General features: G+C 70.2%; 15 protein-coding genes and 1 riboswitch. Of the genes, 3 read left to right on the top strand and 12 right to left on the bottom strand.

Annotated elements, in window-relative coordinates; genetic code table 11:
- The first annotated feature begins 60 nt into the window (after positions 1–60).
- Positions 61–591, top strand: coding sequence for a PadR family transcriptional regulator (locus tag IG08_RS0105345; protein ID WP_030596846.1), 531 nt, complete (start codon positions 61–63; stop codon positions 589–591).
- Here IG08_RS0105345 and IG08_RS0105340 read toward each other — a convergent pair.
- From IG08_RS0105340 to IG08_RS0105320, 5 genes are all read right to left on the bottom strand, one after another.
- On the bottom strand, positions 579–1769 hold the full coding sequence (locus tag IG08_RS0105340) for a hypothetical protein (protein WP_030596844.1): 1191 nt from the start codon (positions 1767–1769) through the stop codon (positions 579–581). The genes IG08_RS0105345 and IG08_RS0105340 overlap by 13 nt on opposite strands.
- 422 nt (positions 1770–2191) lie before the next feature.
- Positions 2192–3205 carry a C40 family peptidase gene (locus tag IG08_RS0105335; RefSeq protein WP_030596842.1) on the bottom strand — a complete coding sequence of 338 codons (1014 nt, stop codon included), beginning with the start codon at positions 3203–3205 and terminating at the stop codon, positions 2192–2194.
- Between the two features lie 246 nt (positions 3206–3451).
- On the bottom strand, positions 3452–4486 hold the full coding sequence (locus IG08_RS0105330) for a C40 family peptidase (RefSeq protein ID WP_030596841.1): 1035 nt from the start codon (positions 4484–4486) through the stop codon (positions 3452–3454).
- Positions 4487–4697: 211 nt separating this feature from the next.
- Positions 4698–6041: an NYN domain-containing protein gene (locus tag IG08_RS0105325; RefSeq protein ID WP_030596840.1), complete on the bottom strand. Its 1344-nt coding sequence runs from the start codon at positions 6039–6041 to the stop codon at positions 4698–4700.
- A 37-nt stretch (positions 6042–6078) separates the two neighbouring features.
- The gene (locus tag IG08_RS0105320) at positions 6079–6318 is read right to left on the bottom strand and encodes a hypothetical protein (protein WP_020129990.1); all 240 of its coding nucleotides are present in this window, start codon (positions 6316–6318) and stop codon (positions 6079–6081) included.
- 169 nt (positions 6319–6487) lie between these two features.
- On the opposite strand from IG08_RS0105320, the gene IG08_RS0105315 reads away from it, so the two are divergent.
- The gene (locus tag IG08_RS0105315) at positions 6488–7279 is read left to right on the top strand and encodes a rhomboid family intramembrane serine protease (protein ID WP_030596836.1); all 792 of its coding nucleotides are present in this window, start codon (positions 6488–6490) and stop codon (positions 7277–7279) included.
- On the top strand, positions 7276–7557 hold the full coding sequence (locus IG08_RS0105310; RefSeq protein ID WP_030596835.1) for an Lrp/AsnC family transcriptional regulator: 282 nt from the start codon (positions 7276–7278) through the stop codon (positions 7555–7557). Before IG08_RS0105315 ends, IG08_RS0105310 begins: the two co-directional genes overlap by 4 nt.
- Here IG08_RS0105310 and IG08_RS0105305 read toward each other — a convergent pair.
- The 7 genes from IG08_RS0105305 to ctaE all read right to left on the bottom strand — a co-directional run bounded on the left by IG08_RS0105305 (position 7554) and on the right by ctaE (position 16872).
- Positions 7554–9722, bottom strand: coding sequence for a protein kinase domain-containing protein (locus IG08_RS0105305; protein ID WP_030596833.1), 2169 nt, complete (start codon positions 9720–9722; stop codon positions 7554–7556). The genes IG08_RS0105310 and IG08_RS0105305 overlap by 4 nt on opposite strands.
- 68 nt (positions 9723–9790) lie before the next feature.
- Positions 9791–11152, bottom strand: coding sequence for an aminotransferase class V-fold PLP-dependent enzyme (locus IG08_RS0105300; RefSeq protein WP_030596832.1), 1362 nt, complete (start codon positions 11150–11152; stop codon positions 9791–9793).
- A 159-nt stretch (positions 11153–11311) separates the two neighbouring features.
- Positions 11312–11428, bottom strand: a riboswitch (SAM riboswitch).
- Positions 11429–11504: 76 nt separating this feature from the next.
- The gene (gene trpD / locus IG08_RS0105295; RefSeq protein ID WP_030596831.1) at positions 11505–12569 is read right to left on the bottom strand and encodes an anthranilate phosphoribosyltransferase; all 1065 of its coding nucleotides are present in this window, start codon (positions 12567–12569) and stop codon (positions 11505–11507) included.
- A 123-nt stretch (positions 12570–12692) separates the two neighbouring features.
- The gene (qcrB, locus tag IG08_RS0105290; RefSeq protein WP_030596830.1) at positions 12693–14333 is read right to left on the bottom strand and encodes a cytochrome bc1 complex cytochrome b subunit; all 1641 of its coding nucleotides are present in this window, start codon (positions 14331–14333) and stop codon (positions 12693–12695) included.
- Complete coding sequence (qcrA, locus tag IG08_RS0105285; RefSeq protein WP_030596829.1) at positions 14330–15385, bottom strand: cytochrome bc1 complex Rieske iron-sulfur subunit; 1056 nt, start codon at positions 15383–15385, stop codon at positions 14330–14332. Before qcrA ends, qcrB begins: the two co-directional genes overlap by 4 nt.
- On the bottom strand, positions 15382–16191 hold the full coding sequence (qcrC, locus tag IG08_RS0105280) for a cytochrome bc1 complex diheme cytochrome c subunit (protein ID WP_030596828.1): 810 nt from the start codon (positions 16189–16191) through the stop codon (positions 15382–15384). Before qcrC ends, qcrA begins: the two co-directional genes overlap by 4 nt.
- 60 nt (positions 16192–16251) lie before the next feature.
- Positions 16252–16872 (bottom strand): aa3-type cytochrome oxidase subunit III, encoded by a 621-nt coding sequence (gene ctaE, locus IG08_RS0105275; RefSeq protein ID WP_030596827.1) that lies wholly within the window; start codon positions 16870–16872, stop codon positions 16252–16254.
- Positions 16873–17047: the final 175 nt, after the last annotated feature.

The following is a 17047-nucleotide window of genomic DNA, read 5'->3' as shown; positions in this document are numbered from 1 at the left end:
AGATAGCTCGATAAGAGGTAGCATGGCCGGCACCACCCCTGCAAGGAGGAACCGATCCGCATGCTGGAGCTGTCGATCCTGGGCTTCCTGGCCGAAGAGCCGCTGCACGGCTACGAGTTGAAGGAACGGATCAAGGCCCTCAGCGGCCACGTCCGACCGGTCAGCGACGGCGCCCTGTACCCGGCGATCACCCGCCTGGTCACCGCCGGCAAGCTCGACCAGCACACCGAGCCGGGCACGAGCGCGGCCCCGCGCCGGACGCTGTCCCTCACCGACCAGGGCCGCGAGGACCTCCTGGCACGGCTGCGCCACCCGAAGCAGCCGGAGATCACGGACCAGGTGCGCTTCAACACCGTCCTCGCGTTCCTACGACACCTGCCGGACCGCCGGGAGCAGGCCGCGGTGCTGCGCCGACGGCTGGAGTTCCTTCAGACGCCCACGAGCTTCTTCTACGACGCCGGGAAACCGGTGCGCGCGGAGCAGGCGGACGACCTGTTCCGGCAGGGCATGCTGCGGGTGGCGCGGGCGACCGGGCAGGCGGAACGCGCGTGGCTCAAGGAGGCCATCGCCGAGCTCGATCAGTCGAGCTGAACCCGCAGATAGTCCTGCCACTGCGCGGTGAAGTCCTCCAGGTTGGTGTCGAGCACCTTCTCCAGGGCCTCCTCGACCGCTCCGGGCCGCTTCTTGTGCGCGCCCACGGCCCGGTAGAACTCGACCAGCCGCTCCTCGCCCCAGCGGTCCGCGATCATCCGGCAGGCCATCCAGCCGCCCTCGTAGGCCAGCGCGAGGCCGGTCGCGCTGCCGCCGAAGCCGAAGTCCTCGTCGGTCGGCAGGGCCGCCGGCACCCTGCTCTCGGTGATCGCCTCCCAGAGCTCCGGCGCGGCCTCCTCCGGGGTGCGCCCGGTGCCGCGGTAGCCGACCCAGTCGGCGAACCCCTCGGAGAGCCACAGGGGCGTCGCGGCGGAGGTGTCGGAGCGGGTGGCGACATGGGTGGTCTCGTGGGTGAACACGACCTGCTTGCCGAGGGTGCCGAGGAGGCCGTACGCGTCGGGGTTGACGATGATCCGGTCCGCGGGCGCCTGCGCGGGCGCGCCCGTCTCGCCGGTGGTGACCGCCGCGATCCCGCGGTACGAGGAGGCGGGCGAGCCGAGCAGACCGGCCATCCCCTCCAGCGACTTCGGCACGAGCACCACGACGTGCCCGGGCCACTCGGTGCCCCACACGTCCGACACGGCCGGCACCGCGCTGTCCGCGAGGTCCGCGAAACGGTGCAGCGCCTCGCCGGGCTGCCCGACCCCGAGGACCATGCTGTGCTTCCCGCGTACGACGAGCACCTCGCCCTGGTCCCACAGCTGCTCCGGGGCCTTCTTGGCGGGCTTCTCGTCCGTCACGTACCACTGCCCGCCCGCGTCCAGGGACAGGCTCAGGGTGCGGGCGACGGTGACGGGGGCCTGGTCGTATCCCTGGATCTGGTAGCGCAGTTCGGCGTCCGCGGTGGCCATGTCGCCGCTGCGGTGCAAGCCGGTGACGCGGTAGGACCAGGCGGCGAGCGGTACGGCGCTGAGCTCGTCGAACCAGCCCGACTCACCCGTCTTCCCGACGGCCGCCTTGTCGCGGTCGAGGACCGCGGCCGCCCGCCGGTCGAGGACCTGCTGCACATCGGCCTTCGCGCTGTCGGCGGCCGGCTTCCCGCCGCACGCGACCAGGGAGACGAGCAGCAGACAGAGCGCCACAACTCCGCTCACCGAGCCCCGCCCACGACCAGCCACGTTCCCGATCGTACGGGTGGTGCGGTCGCGCGGTCAGACCCTGTGGTGGGCACGGCCGCCCGGTCGATCCCTCGTGGGGCGCGAGCCCACGGTCAGACCCTGTGGTGGGCACGGCCGCCCGGTCAGTCCCTCGCGGGGTGCGAACGCACGGTCAGACCCTGTGGTGGGCACGGCCGCCCGGTCGATCCCTCGCGGGGCGCGAACGCACGGTCAGACCCTGTGGTGGGCACGGCCGCCCGGTCGATCCCTCGCGGGGCGCGAGCCCACGGTCAGACCCTGTGGTGGGCACGGCCGCCCGGTCAGTCCCTCGCGGGGCGCGAGCGCACGGTCGGATCCTGGTGTCGGGCGCGAGCGCACGGTCGGGCGCCCGTCGGAGGGTACGGGCGCCGAGCCGGACCTTCGTGGGGTGCGCGGGCGCTCCGTCAGACCCTCGTGACCGTCGCGCCCGGCATCATGCCCACCGGGTCGTAGCGCACGGGGGCCCCGGGGTAGGGGGCGTGGATCACCTGGCCGTTGCCCACGTACATGCCGACGTGGCTGGCGTCGGAGCGGTAGGTGACCAGGTCGCCGGGCTGGGCCTGGGAGAGCGGGACCTGTTGGCCGGCGTAGCGCTGGGCCTGCGAGGTGCGAGGGAGGGAGACGCCGGCCTGGGCGTAGGACCACTGCATGAGGCCCGAACAGTCGAAGCCGTTGGGCCCGTTGGCGCCCCAGACGTAGGGCTTGCCGACCGCGGAGCCGGCCGCGGCCACGGCGGCGGCCGCGCGGCCCGAGGGCGCGGCGGCGTTCCCGAGGTCGGGCATCTCCTCCCGGCCGGAGCGGGAGGCCCGGTCGTAGGCGGCTCGCTCGTCGGACGGCAGGGAGTTGAGCAGCTGCCGGGCCTTGGCGAGCTTCTTCTCGACGCTCTTCTTGTGGGAGGCGACCGCCTTGCGGCTCTTCTCCAGCTCGCCGAGCTTCCGGGCCGCCTCGGTGCGCTCCTGGGCGAGTTCGCGCATGGCCGCCTGGAGGTCCTTGAGCTCGTCGGCCTGGTGGACGCTGATCCGGTCGAGGACGGCAGCCTTGTCGAGGTAGTCGTCCGGGTCGTCGGAGAACAGCAGCGCGAGGGACGGGTCGAGGCCGCCGGAGCGGTACTGGGCGCCGGCCAGCGAACCGAGCGTCTCCCGCATGGAGTTGATGTGCTCCTGCTGCCGGGCGATCCGGTCCTGCGCGGTGCCGATCTCCTCGCGCAGCGCATCGGCCCGCTCGTCGGCCTTGTTGAAGGCCTCGGTGGCCTTCTCGGCCTCCTCGTAGAGGCGGTCCACCTCGACCCGGGTGTCGTCGTGCGGCGCGGCGGACGCCGGAACGGCGCCGAGAGCCGCGGCTGCGGCTGAGATGACGCAGAGCGCGGCACTGGCGCCCCGGTCGAACCCGGACGGTACAAGGCGGCGATGAGACCCCACGGGAAGCCGCGCTCCTTCCGCTGGCGGACAGGACTGCTCCCCCAACACCGGGTTGGGGAAACGCGGCAGACAGTAGCCCCGTGACAGGGGGCTCACCAAAGACCTCCGTGGACACACAACGTGACGCCCCGCCCTAGACGCAGGTCATGGGCGGGGCGTGGGGTCAGTTCACGTTGTCGTGATTCGCCCGTTCGGGCGGTGCGGCGTCGCGATCTTGGGGGCTCGCGACGCCGATCGACGCCCGAATCAGATCCGGACGCCGAACTGGAACGGCATGTTGTTGATCGACTCGTAGCGGACGACCGTGCCGGTGCGCGGGGCGTGCAGCACCTGGCCGTTGCCGGCGTAGAGGCCGACGTGGTGCTGGTCGCTGTAGAAGATCACCAGGTCGCCGACCTTGAGGTCGGACTGGGAGTAGATGCGCGTACCGGCACTGGCCTGGGCCTGCGAGGTGCGCGGGATGGAGACGCCGGCCTGGGCGTAGGACCAGGAGGTCAGGCCCGAGCAGTCGTAGGAGGCGGTGCCGGTGGCGCCGTAGACGTACGGCTTGCCGAGCTGGCTCTGGGCGGCCGAGAAAGCGGCGGCGGCCCGGCTGGAGGCGGCGGTCGCGTCACCGAGGTCCACGCGCTCGGAGGCCGAACGGCTGGCGCGGGCGTCCGCGGCGGCGAGGGCGGCCTTCTCGGCGGCCGTCAGCGAGTTGAGGAGCTTCTGCGCCGAGGCGAGCTTGGCCTGGACGGCCTTCTTCTGCTTGGCCAGTTCGGTGCGGGTGCTCGCGAGGTCCTCGAGCTTCTCGGAGGCCTCGGAGCGGTCCTGGGCGAGCTCGCGCTGCTTGTCCTGGATCTTCTTCAGCGCCTCGACCTGCTGGGAGCTCAGCTGGTCCGCGGTGGACGCCTTGTCCAGGTAGTCGTCCGGGTTCGACGACAGGAAGAGCTGGAGGGAGGAGTCGATGCTGCCCGTGCGGTACTGGGCGGCGGCCGCCAGGCCTATGGAGTCGCGCAGCTCGTTGAGGTCCGCCTGACCCCGGGCCACGTTGTCCTGGATGGTGGAGATCTCCTTCTGGAGCTTCTCCTGCTTCTCCTCGGCCCCGTTGAGCTTCTCGGTGGCCTGCTCGGCCTCCTCGTAGAGCTTGTCGACCTTGGCCTTGACCTCGTCCTTGCTCGGCTTCTCGGACGGTGCGGCGTTGGCAGCGTTGGCGCTGAAGGCCACGGCAGCAGCGGCTGCGGTCGTGAGCACGGTCACGCGCGTACGGCTCGGCTGCTTGGGTCGACGATGGGACGCCACGGAGGTGAACTCCTTCTTTTGAGTGATCACCCGCTCGGAGGTTCGAAGCCAGACCCTAGTGACCTTCCTGTGATCAGTTCAAATCCTCACGAGATAAATCTCGTCACACCCTGCATTTTTTACACTCAACTCACCTGCAGTGACGCCCGCTTGACGCTACGTTGCGTGACGGTTCCGTCAATTCGGGCATTAAACCTCTACGTTGACCTTTTCAGGACAGCCGCTTGAGAAGCACCGCAGAAGCGACCGGACGCGCCCCCGCCCGGGCCACCCCGTCGGCGACCTCCCGGTCGGTCGAGGCGACGATGACCGGACGGCCGGGCGGCTCGGCGCGCACCAGCTGACGGATCAACTCGTCGGCCGTGACCCCCGGCTTGGAGAACAGCACCCGCACCCCGCGCGGCGGCGCGAGCAGCACCGGCGCGGCCAGCTCGGCCCCGTCGAAGACACAGGTCACCTCGGCGCCGGTCTGCGCGGCGAGCTGCGAGAGCTGACCGAGGAGCCTCAACCGCTGCTTCTCCAGGGGCATCTGGGGATAGCCGGTCTTGGTGACGTTGTAGCCGTCGACGACCAGATGGGCCTGCGGCAGGGCGAGGAGCTGGTCGAGAATCGCGGGGTCGTTTTCGGACAACGCCCGCGCGGCGATGTCCTTCGGGGTCATTCGTCCCGGTTCGACCGCATCGACGGTCTCGGCCGGCCGTACGGAGACCGGCGGCAACGCCAGCTCTCTGCGCAGCCCTTGGGCCGCGTCCAGCACGGTGTCCAGGAGCAGCCGGACGCGCATGTCCTCGACGCTGCGCCCCTCACGTGCCGCCTTGCGCGTGGCCTCCAGGGCGGCCTCCGCCTCCCCGAGGCGCGCCTTGAGCCGCCGGCTCTCGCTCTCGGCGGCGGACACGTGCGTATGTCCCTCAGCGCGTACGGTCTCCATCTCGGCCTGCAGCTTGCGCAGCGCGGCCTCGCCACGCTTGACGTCGCTGGTGGCCGCGCGGAGCTTGCGGTGAAGCGATTCGGCTTCCTTCTTCGCCGCGTCCAGCTCGGTGCGCATCCGCTCGGTGTCGGTCCGGGTCTGCTCACGGGTCTGGGTGAGCTCCTCGCGCAGCCGCTCCAGCTCGACGCGGCTCTCCTCGTCGGCCCGCTCGGCGTCCGCCCGCTGGGCCTCCTCGCCGGCCGCGGTCACGAGCTTCACCCAGCCGGTGGGCCGCAGCACATAGGCCGCGGCCGCCACGTCCAGCGGGTCCGCGGCCGGGGGCGGCGAAGCCGAGTCGAGAGCACCGGACAGCTCCGGCTGCGCCTCTCTGAACTTCTCCGCGATGCGCTGCCGGAACAGCGGATCGGTCTCCAGGGCGGCCGCCATCGCATTTCCCGCGAACTTGGCCCGCCTGTTCGGCGCGAAACGGGCGTACTGTCTGAGCTGTGCGGGCAGCTCGCCGACGGTCAGCCCGCCGAAGCCGTCCGAGACGATCTGTACGACCCTGCGGCGCACGCCGTCGGGCAGCGGACGGTCGAGCACCTCGGCGGCGCCGTCGCCCGGCCCCCCGCCTGCGGTCTCCACCATCCGTCACACCCCATTACCTGTACGGGGGCCGCTCCCCTCAGGAGCCGGCGCCCGGCCTGTCCACGAGTTCCACCTGGTCCACGGCGTTGCACCAGCGGCACCGCACCGACTCGATGGTCTCACTGACCACCTCGCGCTCCTCGACCTTCGGCTCACCGGCCAGGTCGAGGTGGACGTACTCGACGACCTTCGACGAGCGGGTCACGTCGAAGCGCGTGAGGTTGCCGCAGAGGGTGCAGCGCCACCGCGTCGCAGCGGTCGGCAGGGGAACCGTCATCGTGACTGAGCTCTTTCCTTCTAGGCCTTCTATTGTCCGCGACGCGCCGGGCGCCTCCCCGGTGCGTGTGGCTCGTTACCCTACGGCCTGGCGGGTACTCGCCGCTCGGCCGTCCGCGGCGGCGAGGCGCTCTGTTCCGTTGCGTCCGGTTACGTCATGCTCTGTATCCATGATCAGCAACTGGAGCGTGTCGGTCCGCAGGGCGAGCAGGGCCCTGCGGGGGCCGGCGCCGGTGACATACGGACTGATCGCGCTGTGCTGCCTGATCTTCGTGATCGGCCCGGCCGCGGGCTTCAATCCGGCGTACGGCTCCGGCGACGCGCTGCTCGCCGCCCAGCGGGCCTACTTCCACCGCTGGGGCGTGGTCCCCGCGGAGCTCTTCGAGGGCTCCCCCCGGGCCGCCCTCACCCCGGCCACGGCTCTGTTCATCCACGGGAGCTGGGTGCACCTGCTGGGCAACATGCTCTTCCTCTATGTCTTCGGCGTGATGACCGAGGAACGGATGGGCCGTGTCCAGTTCATCCTCTTCTACGTCGGCTGCGGCTACCTCGCCCTGCTGGGCTACGCGGCCGCCAACGCTGACTCCGAGCAGTCCCTGGTCGGCGCCTCCGGGGCGATCTCCGCGGTCCTCGGCGCGTTCCTGTACCTGTTCCCCGGAGCCCGCGTCACCAGTCTCCTCCCCTTCCTCTTCTTCCTCCCCCTGCGCTTCCCGGCCTGGGTGGTCCTCCCCTTCTGGGCGGCCCTGCAGTGGCTGGCTGCCGGCCGGGCCGGCCAAGGGCCCGGGGTGGCATACCTGGCCCACCTGGTGGGCTTCGGGCTGGGCCTCGCCTTCGCCTGGGTCCGTTTCGGAGACAGGAAGGGCCCGAAGGGCGGCCTTGGAAGGGCGGTGGTGGGAGACGGGCGGGCGACTAGAGTGAAGGCCGCCCAAGCTCCGGCCCCCGAGGGAGAGAAACAGCCGTGATCACCGCGATCGTCCTCATCAAGACCAGCGTGGACCGGATCCCCGAGATCGCGGAACGGATCGCCGCGCTGGAATCCGTCACCGAGGTCTTCTCCGTCACCGGGACGTACGACCTGATCGCCATGGTCCGGGTGAAGCAGCACGAGGACCTCGCCGAGGTCATCCCCGGCAGCATCAGCAAGATCCCGGGCGTCGAGGCGACGGACACGCACGTCGCCTTCCGCACGTACTCCCAGCACGACATGGAGGCCGCGTTCGCGATCGGGCTCGACAGCTAGGGCTTCAGCCCGAGGACGGTGATCCCGTCGGCGGTCGCGACGTAGACGCGGCCGCCCCGGACGACCGGCCTCTGGGTCCCGATGGACGCCCCGCCCTCGACCCGCTTCTGCCAGGTCTGCTTGCCCTTCCGGTTGAGGCCGTAGAGCGTCGAGCCCCGGCGTACGTAGACGGTGTCGCCCGAGACCGTCGGATCGCTGTACTGGCTCCCCTCGTCGGTGAACTGGAAGGTCCACACCGTCGATCCGTCGGCGGGGTCCAGGGCGACGAGTTCGTAGTCGGTCGCGGCGACGCCCAGGCCGCCGAAGGGCACGCACGTGAAGTAGCGGCTGCCGTACACCTGCTCGTTGTTCGAGTCCCACAGGGCCTTGCCCGTACGGCTGATGCCGTGCAGCATCTCCTCGCCGCCCGATCCGACCATCAGCGTGTCGCCGACCAGCGCGGGCCGCCCGGTGTCGAGACCGGCCGGCGTCGCCCAGAGCCGCCTCCCGCTCTTGGCGTCCAGCGCCTGCACCTGGTCCCCGAAGGTGCCGACGTACACCACGCCGTCCGCCACCGTGGGCTCGCCGGTGGGCGCCGCCCCGGTCGGCGTGGACCAGCGCACACTGCCGTCGGAGGCGTACGCCCGCACGCCGCCCGCGTCCGAGCCGTCGCCGTAGGACACCAGGATCAGTTCGCCCGCGGCCACCGGGAACTGGCTGTTCGCGGCGAACGTCCTGGTCCAGCGGACCTTGCCGCCCCGGCCGAGCGCGCACAGCTTGGAGCCGCCCTCCTGGTCGTCCTCGAGCAGGCAGTACACGCCGTGGGCGGTGGCGAGCGGGGACATGGCCTCGGCACCCAGCGCGGTCCGCCAGACGGTCTGCCCGTTCAGGTCCAGGGCGTGCAGCGAGCCGTCCGTGCCGCCGACGTACACCCGGGTGCCGTCGGGCGAGAGCGCGGCGCAGGGGCCGCGCCGTCCGCCGAGCCCCTGGACCTTGTACTGCCAGCCGACACCGGGCGTGCCCGACGGGGAGCCCGTGGAGGCCTGCCCGCCCGCCGCCGGTCCCTCTCGCGTCGACGGGTCCTCCGACGAGTCCCGCAACCACAGCCACCCGCCGACACCCCCGGCCGCCACGACGCCCGCACCGCCCGCCAGGGCCCGCAGCAGCCGTCGCCGGGAGGGCGGGGCGGGGGCCTGCGGGACATGCGTGACCGCGGGTACGTCGGTGACCGTCATGGGCGCCACGTACTCGACCCCGCTCTGCCCCTCCCCCGAATCGTGGTCCGGCATCCAGCGTTCACCGCCGCCTGCGGACTCGGGCCCTTCCGGGGCACCGGGGGCGTACCACCCCGCGCGCAGACCTTCGCGCAGCGAGGGCACGGTGTGCCCCGCGGCCGCGACCACGTCCGCGGGCGTCGGCCGGGCGCCGGGATCGTCCCGCAGGCACGACTCCACCAGCGGCAGATGCTCCTTCGGCACGGCGGACAGATCGACGTCCCCGGTCAGGATCCGCAGCAGAACGACCGAATCCTGCCCCTCGCCGAACGGTTCCTTTCCGCCGGCCGCGTACGCGAGGACCGCGCCCAGCGAGAAGACGTCACTGGCCGGCCCCACGTGGGCACCGTTGCGGATCTGCTCGGGCGAGACATAGCCGACCGACCCGACGACCACGCCGGTCCGGGTCAGCGCCGTTCCTTCCAGGGCCCGTACGATCCCGAAGTCGATGACCCGGGGGCCGTCCGCCGCCAGCAGGATGTTGGAGGGCTTGAGGTCCCGGTGCACCAGCCCCTTGGCGTGGATCGCGGCGAGCGCCTCGGCGAGCGCGGCCGCGAGCAGCCGTAACGCGCCTGACGTCATGGGCCCGCCGTCGAGCACCGCGTCCCGCAGGTTCGGCCCGGCCACGAACTCGGTGGCCATCCACGGCCGCCCGGCCTCGGTGTCCGCGTCCACGACCCGCGCGGTGTAGGTGCCCGCGCCGCCGACGGTCTGCGCGGCCCGCACCTCGTGCCGGAACCGTGCCCGGAAGGTGCGGTCCTCCGCGTGCTCGGCCCGCACCACCTTCACGGCCAGCCGGGGCCCGCCCCGCGCCTCGGCGAGATACACCTCGCCCATGCCGCCGGACCCGAGTCTGCCCAGGACCTCGTAGGGACCGATGGTCCGAGGATCCGTCTCGCGCAGCTCCTGCACCCCGTGTTCCCCCTGCTCCCCGTACGGCTGCCGAGAGCGAGCGTATACGCGCGACAGACGTCAGACCCTCAGACGGCCGGGACGCAACGGCCGTCCTCGGTCCGGTACGTCCACTTCGCGCCGTCGTGGACCAGTTCCTTCACGGCACTGACGAACCGCTCGACGTGCTCGTCCGGCGTCCCCGCGCCGAAGCTGACCCGGATCGCGTTCAGGGACTTCTCGCCGGGCGCGGCCTCGGGGGCACCGCACTCACCCTGGGTCTGCGGGTCGCTGCCCAGCAGGGTGCGGACGAGCGGGTGGGCGCAGAAGAGGCCGTCGCGCACCCCGATGCCGTACTCGGCGGAGAGCGCGGCGGCGAAGTGGGAGCTGTTCCAGCCCTCGACGACGAAGGAGATGACGCCGACGCGGGGGGCGTCGTCGCCGAAGAGGGAGAGGATCCGGACCTCGGGGACCTCGGCGAGACCCTCGCGGACCTTGGAGATCAGGCACTGCTCGCGGGCGACCAGCGTGTCGAACCCGGCCTCGGTCAGGGCCTTGCAGGCGGAGGCGATGGAGTAGACGCCGATGACATTGGGCGACCCGGCCTCGTGGCGGGCGGCGCTCTCGTGCCACTCCACGTCCACTCCGCCGTCCTCGCGCCGCGTGACCTTGCGGCTGGCGCCGCCGCCCGCGAGGTACGGGTCGGCGGCCTGGAGCCAGTCGGCACGCCCGGCCAGGACGCCGGAGCCGAAGGGGGCGTACAGCTTGTGCCCGGAGAAGGCGATCCAGTCGACATCGAGGTCCTGCACGGACACCGGGTGGTGGGGGGCCAGCTGGGCGGCGTCCAGGACGATCCGGGCACCGTGGGCGTGAGCGGCGGCGGCCAACTCCCGTACGGGCCACAGCTCGCCGGTGACGTTCGAGGCGCCGGTGACGCAGACCAGCGCCGGGCCGTACGGGTCGCGGTCGGCGAGGGCCCGCTCCAGGGTCTCGACGGCCTGACGCGGGGTGCGCGGGGCGTTGAGGTAGGTGACCCGGGCGTCCTTCCACGGCAGCAGCGAGGCGTGGTGCTCGGTCTCGAAGACGAAGACCTGGCAGTCGGCGGGGAGGGCCTGAGCCAGGAGGTTGAGCGAGTCCGTCGTGGACCGGGTGAAGATCAGCTGGTCGTCGGCCCGGCAGTCCAGGAACTCCGCGACCGTCCTGCGAGCGTTCTCGAAGAGGTCGGTCGACAGCTGGGAGAGGTAGCCGGCGCCGCGGTGCACGCTGCCGTAGTAGGGCGCGTACGCCGCCACGTCGTCCCACACCCGCTGGAGCGCCGGGGCGCTGGCCGCGTAGTCGAGCGCGGCGTAGGTGACTTCGCCGCCCGTGACGAGCGGGACGGTGACATCTCGGCCCAGAACGGGCAGCGGGGCACAAAGGGTCTGGGCGAGGGCAGCGGTGGAGACAGACATGGCGAACTCCCGTGAGAGGCATGCGAGATCAGAGGCATGCGGGAAAAGAGAAAGGGGTGTGCGGAAGTGGGGCTCTGCGGCCCTATCGCATTCGCTTGCTCACGAGAGACTCCTCGACGACCAGGACCCCTGGGCTACGCCTGTTCGAGAAGCATGAGGGGTCCGCGCTTGCCGTAGACCTCACTGCCTACGGCCTGGTCCTCACCCGGGGCACCCCGCCACGGACGGAGGGTTGCCGGACAGTCGGCCGGGGCCTCATGACTGTCACTCATGACCTGATACAGGAACGTACGTGAAGTGATCGTCGTCCCGCAACCCGTGTCCGGATCGCGGGACAACCGTCCACGACGTACTACGCGTTGCTGGCCGCCACCCAGCGCTCCAGCGTCCGCTTCGCCGCCCCCGAGTCGATCGACTCCGCGGCCTTCGCCATGCCGGCCCGGATCCGGTCCGCCAGCGGTCCGTCCCCCGGCTCCAGGGCCACCAGCGCGGCCGCCGAGTTCAGGAGTACGGCGTCCCGCACCGGGCCCGTCTCGCCGTCCAGCAGACGGCGGGCGACGCCCGCGTTGTATTCGGGGTCGGCGCCCCGCAGGGCCTCGACCGGAACCAGCTGGAGGCCCACGTCCCGTGGGTCGAAGGCCTCCTCGGTGACCTTGCCGTCGCGGACGATCCAGACCCGGGAGGTGGCCGTGGTGGTCAGCTCGTCGAGGCCGTCGTCGCCGCGGAACACCAGCGCGGACGAGCCGCGCTCGGCCAGTACGCCGGCGATGAGCCCCGACATCCGCGTGTCGAAGCAGCCGACCGCCGAGGCGGTGACCCGGGCGGGGTTGGTCAGCGGGCCGAGGAGGTTGAACGAGGTCGGAATCCCCAGGTCCCGCCGGACCGCGCCGACGAACCGCATCGACGGGTGGAACTTGGCCGCGAAGCAGAAGGTGATCCCGGCCTCGTCCACCACCCGCGCCACCTGCTCGGTCGGGAGGTCCAGGTTGATGCCGAGCTTCTCCAGCACGTCGGACGACCCGCTCGCCGAGGACGACGCCCGGTTGCCGTGCTTGACGACCTTCGCCCCGGTCCCCGCGATCACGATGGCGGACATCGTCGAGATGTTGACCGTCTTGGCCCGGTCGCCGCCCGTACCGACGATGTCGACGGCCGGCCCAGGGATGTCCAGCGGCTTCGCGTGGGCGTACATCGTCTCCACGAGGCCGGTGATCTCCTCGACCGTCTCGCCCTTGGCCCGCAGCGCCACGAGGAAGCCCGCGATCTGGGCGTCCGCGGCCTCGCCGCTCATGATGCGGTCCATGGCCCACGCCGTGTCACCGGCGCTCAGGTCACGGCCGCCGAGCAGGGCGCTCAGGATGTCGGGCCAGGAACGGCCCGCCGCGGTGTCGCCTCCAGCGGGGGTCACAGCGCTCATCAGCCGCTCCTGATCGTCGTAGAACAAAGTGTGAGCCCCACCCTATCCAGCCGGGAGGCACGGAGAAGGGCCCCGTCCGGTCTACGGACGGGGCCCTTCTACCGTGGTGTGGCGACGCGGTGATCAGTGGTGGCCGTGGCCGCTCGTGATCTCCTTGTACTCCTCGATGGTCGGCTTGGCGATCTGGCTCTCCTCGCCGTAGTACGACTCGCTGAGCTTGGCGCGCAGCTTCTCGGAGCCCTTCACCTTGCGCTCGACGCCGTTCTCGTCGACCGTCGCGCCGATCGCGGCCGGCTCGTACTGCTCGTGCGAGGTGAGCGTGTGCAGCTGCTCCTGGCTGAGCGGCTCGTGGACCTCGATGAACTCACCGTGCGGCAGGCGCTTGATGATGCCGGACTCGCGGCCGTGCAGCACCTTGTCCTTGTCCCGGCGCTGGAGGCCGAGGCAGATCCGCTTGGTGGCGATGAACGCGAGGACCGGGGCGACGAAGAACGCGACCCGGACGAACCAGGTGATGGTGTTGATCGACAGGTGGAAGTGGGTGGCCCAGAGGTCGTTTCCACCACCGATCAGCAGCACCATGTACCAGGTGATCCACGCGACACCGAAGGCCGTACGCGTCGGCGCGTTGCGCGGGCGGTCCAGGATGTGGTGCTCGCGCTTGTCGCCGGTGACCCAGGACTCGATGAACGGGTAGACCGCGATCGCGACCAGGACCAGCGGGAAGATGATCAGCGGGATGAACACGCCCAGGACGAGCGTGTGACCCCAGAAGTTGATCTCCCAGCCCGGCATCACACGGATCAGGCCTTCGGAGAAGCCCATGTACCAGTCGGGCTGGGCGCCCGTGGACACCTGGTCCGGCCGGTAGGGGCCCATGGCCCAGATCGGGTTGATCGAGGCGATCGCCGAGACGACCGCGATGACACCGAAGACCAGGAAGAAGAAGCCTCCGGCCTTGGCCATGTAGACCGGCAGCAGCGGCATGCCGACGACGTTGTTGTTCGTCTTGCCGGGGCCCGCGAACTGCGTGTGCTTGTGGTAGAAGACCAGGATCAGGTGGCCCACCACCAGGCCGAGCATGATGCCCGGCAGCAGCAGTACGTGGATCGAGTAGAAGCGGGCCACGAAGTCGCCGCCCGGGAACTCTCCGCCGAACAGGAAGAACGACAGGTACGTGCCGACGATCGGCACGGACAGGACCGCGCCCTCCATGAAGCGGACACCGGTGCCGGAGAGCAGGTCGTCCGGGAGCGAGTAACCGGTGAAGCCGGTGAACATGCCCAGGACGAACAGCAGGAAGCCGAACAGCCAGTTGACCTCACGCGGCTTGCGGAACGCACCCGTGAAGAACACGCGCATCATGTGCACGAACATGCCGGCGAGGAAGATCAGCGCCGCCCAGTGGTGGATCTGCCGGATCAGCAGACCACCGCGCACATCGAAGGAGATGTGCATGGTCGAGTTGAACGCCTCGGACATCAGCTGTCCCTGCAGCGGGACGTAGCTGCCGTGGTACTCCACCTCGTTCATCGACGGGTGGAAGAACAGCGTCAGATACACACCCGTGAGGATGATGATGATGAAGCTGTACAGGCAGATCTCACCCAGCATGAACGACCAGTGGTCGGGGAAGATCTTGCGCATGTTGGCCTTGGCCAGGGAGTAGATCCCGAGCCGGCCGTCGGCCCAGTCGGCGACGCGCTCGCCGGCCGGTGCCTTCTCGCGCGAGGAGCGCGAGTCCGGAGTGTTCGTAGTGCTCATCCGCGCTCCCAGAAGGCAGGACCGACGGGCTCTTCGAAGTCGCCGAGCGCCTCGAGATAGCCCTCGTCGTTCACGCCGATGCGCAGCTGCGGCAGGGCGTGACCGGCGGGGCCGAAGATCACCCGGGCACCGTCGGAGAGGTCGAAGGTGGACTGGTGGCAGGGGCAGAGCACGTGGTGCGTCTGCTGCTCGTACAGGGAGATCGGGCAACCGACGTGGGTGCAGATCTTCGAGTACGCGACGATGCCCTCGTGCGACCACTCGAGCTCGCGCTTGTCCTTGATGTTGTCCGGCTGGATCCGGACGATCATCAGGGCGGCCTTGGCGATCTCGGTCTGGAACTCCTCGTCGTGCTCCTCCAGGCCCTCGGGCTTGGCGAAGGTCAGCGAGCCGACCGCGACGTCGGAGGCACGCAGCGGCTCGTTGGTGTTCATGTTGACGAGCAGCTTGCCCTTGGACCACAGGGTGTGGCGGAGCTTGGTGCCGGGCAGCGGGCCGAGGTCACGCAGCAGCATGACGCCGGAGAGCGGGAACAGGGCCAGCGCGCCGAACATCGTGTTGCGGATCAGCTTGCGGCGGCCGAGCGCCGACTCCTTGGCACCCTGCTTGAAGTCCGCGTGGACCTTCGCACGGACCTCGGGGGACGCCTCGATCGGGTGGCGCTCGTCGGCGATCTCCTCGTCGGACATCAGGGTGCGGGCCCAGTGGACCGCCCCCGCGCCGATCGCGAAGAGCGCCACGCCGAGGGTCAGACCCAGCGCGAAGTTGAGCGCGTTGATGCGGCCGATCGGGAAGACGTAGATCGCCTTGTCGTGCGGCACCGCCACATACGAGGCGATGAAGCCGACGGTGGCCAGCATCGACACCGTGAACAGCATGGCCACCGTGCGCTCGGACCGCCTGGCGGCCCGCTCGTCGATGTCCTGCACCCGGTGCTCGTGAGGCGGCAGTCCGGGGTCGGCGAACGGGTCCTTCTCGTCCGCGACGCCTACCGCGCCGTGCGCGTCCTGCTCTGCGGGCAGGTTCTCTTCTGGAATGTCTTGGCTACTCATGACTTCTTGGCCTTTGCGGTCCGAGCGGCGACCCAGACGGCGACCGCGATCAGCGCGCCGAGTCCGAAGATCCAGGCGAACAGGCCCTCGGAGACCGGGCCGAGACCGCCCAGCTCAAGACCGCCGGGGCTCTCGGTGTCGTCACCGTTGACCGCGTTCAGGTACGCGATGATGTCCTTCTTGTTCTGCACCGACAGCGTGGTGTCGGGGAACGACGGCATGTTCTGCGGGCCGGTCTGCATGGCCTCGTAGAGGTGCTTCGGGTCGACACCCTCGAGGTCGGGTGCGAACTTCCCGTGCGTCAGGGCGCCGCCCTTGCCGGTGAAGTTGTGGCACTGCGCGCAGTTGGTGCGGAACAGCTCGCCGCCCTTGGCGATGTCGGCGCCGTCGGGGCCGTAGTCCGCCTCGGTCGGGACGGTCGGACCGGCGCCCAGCGAGGAGATGTACGCGGCCAGCTGGTCGATCTCGGCCTGCGTGTAGATGACCTTCTTCTTCGGGACCTGCGCGCCCGGCTGCTGGGCCGGCATACGGCCGGTGCCGACCTGGAAGTCGACCGCCGCAGCGCCCACGCCCACGAGGCTCGGACCGTCGGAGGTGCCCTGACCGCCGGTGCCGTGGCAGCTGGCGCAGCCTACGGCGTAGAGCTTCTTGCCCTCGTCGATGGCAAGGGACTGGGCGGTTTCATCGGCCTGCGCCTTGCCCGCGGGTGCGAACGCGGCGTACAGCCCCCCTGTGCATGCCAGCGCGAGGAGTAGGACGACGAGCGCCGCCAGCGGGTGGCGTCGTCGTGCGGAGAGCTTTTTCACGGATTACCCCGGTGTCAGGATCTTCTGCGTCGATGCTGGAAATGTCGGGAGCGGGCCCGGCTACTTGATCATGTAGATCGTGGCGAAGAGGCCGATCCAGACGACATCGACGAAGTGCCAGTAGTAGGACACGACGATGGCCGCGGTCGCCTGCTCATGCGTGAACCTCTTGGCCGCGTAGGTACGGCCGAGGACGAACAGGAAGGCGATGAGGCCGCCCGTCACGTGCATGCCGTGGAAGCCGGTGGTCAGGTAGAACACCGAGCCGTACGGGTCGGAGGAGAGCGAGAGCCCGTCCTTCTTCACCAGCTCCGTGTACTCGAAGATCTGACCGCCGATGAAGACCGCGCCCATGATGAAGGTGATGATGAACCACCCCCGGAGCTTCTTCACGTCACCGCGCTCGGCGGCGAACACGCCGAGCTGGCAGGTGAGGGAGGAGAGCACCAGGATCGTGGTGTTCGTCGCCGAGAACGGGAAGTTCAGGCTCGAGGCCATTTCCTTCCAGTGGTCGGGACCTGTCACCGATCGCAGGGTGAAGTACATCGCGAAGAGGGCCGCGAAGAACATCAGCTCGGAACTCAGCCAGATGATGGTTCCGACGCTGGTGAGGTTCGGCCGGTTGACCGACGGGTGCGCGTGCCCGGTTTCTACTGTCGTTGCTGTCGCCACGACCGACATTATGTCGGTCGCTTATCTCGCGCTCACTCCGGGGGGTGCCGTTCGGAGTGTCCGCAGCGTGTGTACTGCCCGTATGGCCCATCGCAGGCATGTTCCAACAGGTGTTGACGGGGTGTTCAAGGGAGTAGCATCCGCGCCATCGGGCTCCGCCCGTCTTTGGCCGTACGACGCTGAC

The sequence above is a fragment of the Streptomyces fulvoviolaceus genome, from assembly GCF_000718165.1.
GTDB classification, from domain to species: domain Bacteria; phylum Actinomycetota; class Actinomycetes; order Streptomycetales; family Streptomycetaceae; genus Streptomyces; species Streptomyces fulvoviolaceus.
Note: the sequence above shows the minus strand (reverse complement) of the source record. Positions and strands in the feature narration are given on the sequence as shown.

Bases quoted from the DNA above. Each gene is read 5' to 3' on its own strand.
- IG08_RS0105320 (WP_020129990.1), bottom strand. From the start codon at position 6,318: ATGACGGTTCCCCTGCCGACCGCTGCGACGCGGTGGCGCTGCACCCTC.
- IG08_RS0105300 (WP_030596832.1), bottom strand. From the start codon at position 11,152: ATGTCTGTCTCCACCGCTGCCCTCGCCCAGACCCTTTGTGCCCCGCTG.
- qcrA (WP_030596829.1), bottom strand. From the start codon at position 15,385: ATGAGTAGCCAAGACATTCCAGAAGAGAACCTGCCCGCAGAGCAGGAC.
- IG08_RS0105315 (WP_030596836.1), top strand. From the start codon at position 6,488: ATGATCAGCAACTGGAGCGTGTCGGTCCGCAGGGCGAGCAGGGCCCTG.
- IG08_RS0105345 (WP_030596846.1), top strand. From the start codon at position 61: ATGCTGGAGCTGTCGATCCTGGGCTTCCTGGCCGAAGAGCCGCTGCAC.
- IG08_RS0105325 (WP_030596840.1), bottom strand. From the start codon at position 6,041: ATGGTGGAGACCGCAGGCGGGGGGCCGGGCGACGGCGCCGCCGAGGTG.
- trpD (WP_030596831.1), bottom strand. From the start codon at position 12,569: ATGAGCGCTGTGACCCCCGCTGGAGGCGACACCGCGGCGGGCCGTTCC.
- ctaE (WP_030596827.1), bottom strand. From the start codon at position 16,872: ATGTCGGTCGTGGCGACAGCAACGACAGTAGAAACCGGGCACGCGCAC.
- qcrB (WP_030596830.1), bottom strand. From the start codon at position 14,333: ATGAGCACTACGAACACTCCGGACTCGCGCTCCTCGCGCGAGAAGGCA.